The sequence below is a fragment of the Cupriavidus sp. 01T418 genome (assembly GCF_056398885.1).
Map to the genome: position 1 here is coordinate 1 of NZ_JBFTQG010000105.1, position 2,004 is coordinate 2,004.

Consider the following 2,004-nt stretch of genomic DNA (forward strand, 5'->3'; position numbering starts at 1 on the left):
GGCTGAGGCCGGGCCGCTGCTCGCGCAGGCGGCGGGCGTAGGCCAGACTGGCTTCCCCGTCCCGGCGCGGCACGGCGTCGCGAATGGCGGCCAGTTCCACGGAGAGCGCCTTGAAGGCCGGCTCGCAGCGCAGTTGGCTTTCCAAGGCGCCCGAGAGCAGGGACAGCTCGCTCAGGCCGAGGCCGGGCCGCTGCTCGTGCAGGCGGCGGGCGTAGGCCAGACTGGCTTCCCCGTCCCGGCGCGGCACGGCGTCGCGAATGGCGGCCAGTTCCACGGAGAGCGCCTTGAAGGCCGGCTCGCYGCGCAGTCGGCTTTCCGYGRCGCCCGAGAGCAGGGACAACTCGCTCAGGCTGAGGCCGGGCCGCTGCTCGCGCAATCGGCGGGCGTAGGCCAGATTGGCTTCCCCGTCCTGGCGCGGCACGGCGTCGCGAATGGCGGCCAGTTCCACGGAGAGCGCCTTGAAGGCCGGCTCGCTGCGCAGATGGCTTTCCGTGGTGCCCGAGAGCAGGGACAGCTCGTTCAGGCCGAGGCCAGGCCGCTGCTCGCGCAGTCGGCGGGCGTAGGCCAGACTGGCTTCCCCGTCCCGGCGCGGCACGGCGTCGCGAATGGCGGCCAATTCCACGGGGAGCGCCTTGAAGGCTGGATCGCGGCGCAGTTGGTTTTCCGTGGCGCCCGAGAGCAGGGACAGCTCGTTCAGGCCGAGGCCGGGCCGCTGCTCGTGCAGGCGGCGGGCGTAGGCCAGATTGGCTTCCCCGTCCCGGCGCGGCGCGGCGTCGCGAATAGCGTCGCGAATGGCGGCCAGTTCCACGGAGAGCGCTTTGAAGGCCGGCGCGCTGCGCAGATGGCTTTCCATGGCGCCCGAAAGCAGGGACAGCTCGCTCAGGCCGAGGCCGGGCCGCTGCTCGCGCAGGCGGCGGGCGTAGGCCTGACTGGCTTCCCCGTCCCGGCGTGGCACGGTGTCGCGAATGGCGGCCAGTTCCACGGGGAGCGCCTTGAAGGCCGGCTCGCAGCGCAGATGGCTTTCCATTGCGCCCGAAAGCAGGGACAGCTCGCTCAGGCTGAGGCCGGGCCGCTGCTCGCGCAGGTGGCGGGCGTAGGCCAGATTGGTTTCCCCGTCCCGGCGCGGCACGGCGTCGCGAATGGCGGCCAGTTCCACGGAAAGTGCCTTGAAGGCCGGCTCGCCGCGCAGATGGCTTTCCATGGCACCCGAGAGCAGGGACAGCTCGCTCAGGCTGAGGCCGGGCCGCTGCTCGCGCAGGCCAGATTGGTTTCCCCGTCCCGGCGCGGCACGGCGTCGCGAATGGCGGCCAGTTCCACGGGGAGCGCCTTGAAGGCCGGATCGCGGCGCAGTTGGCTTTCCAAGGTGCCCGAAAGCAGGGACAGCTCGCTCAGGCTGAGGCCGGGCCGCTGCTCGCGCAGGCGGCGGGCGTAGGSCWGACTGGCTTCGCCATCCCGGCGCGGCACGGCGTCGCGAATGGGGGCCAGCCTTGCCTGGGTTTCAGGGGCAATGCCCGCAGGAACGTCCCTCGGGTGTGATAAACGCGCAATCTTCGCTGGGAGGCTGTCGTCGATGGCCGTCTTGCGCTTYTTATGGGGAGTTCGGCCGCTTTGCGACGTGGCGCTATCCGCGTGCAGGGGTGCACAGGCMTCGCGCGGTGCGAGACGTTCGCTCGTATCGGYCATCGGTCTGGTCGCGGAGCCGGGAACGGGCTCTTCCAGGCGCTGCGGCGTGGCGGGTACGCTAACCCCAGKCGCTTGCATGGGGAGTGGGCGGACGGGCYGACGCAGATGACTGGGCTGCTCCGGCTGGGTGCGCTGAAGCGCCGCCTGTTGTTGTCCATACGCGTCAAGTGCTCGCAAGACGGATTCGCCGAGATCGCAGGAGCGCTCGAGCTGGTCAGCCAGGCAATGGCGCAGCAGCACTGCTTCTTCGCCAAGCATCGGTGTGTCGCGCCGGCACGCCCGCGTGAAATTGTGGTACGCATTCGGGTCAAGCATGCTGAG

At 70.7% G+C, this 2,004-nt stretch carries 3 protein-coding genes; 1 reads left to right on the plus strand and 2 read right to left on the minus strand.

Features of this window, described 5'->3' with window-relative positions; all coding sequences use genetic code 11:
* Positions 1-1,201, minus strand: a 1,201-nt coding sequence (locus tag AC1DQ3_RS36360) for a hypothetical protein (protein ID WP_477124928.1), incomplete at its 3' end; no start/stop codon positions are given.
* 26 nt (positions 1,202-1,227) lie between these two features.
* Positions 1,228-1,464, minus strand: coding sequence for a hypothetical protein (locus AC1DQ3_RS36365; RefSeq protein ID WP_477124929.1), 237 nt, complete (start codon positions 1,462-1,464; stop codon positions 1,228-1,230).
* 324 nt (positions 1,465-1,788) lie between these two features.
* Between AC1DQ3_RS36365 and AC1DQ3_RS36370 the strand changes: the two genes are divergently transcribed.
* On the plus strand, positions 1,789-2,004 hold a 216-nt coding region (locus tag AC1DQ3_RS36370; RefSeq protein WP_477124930.1), incomplete at its 3' end, for a hypothetical protein.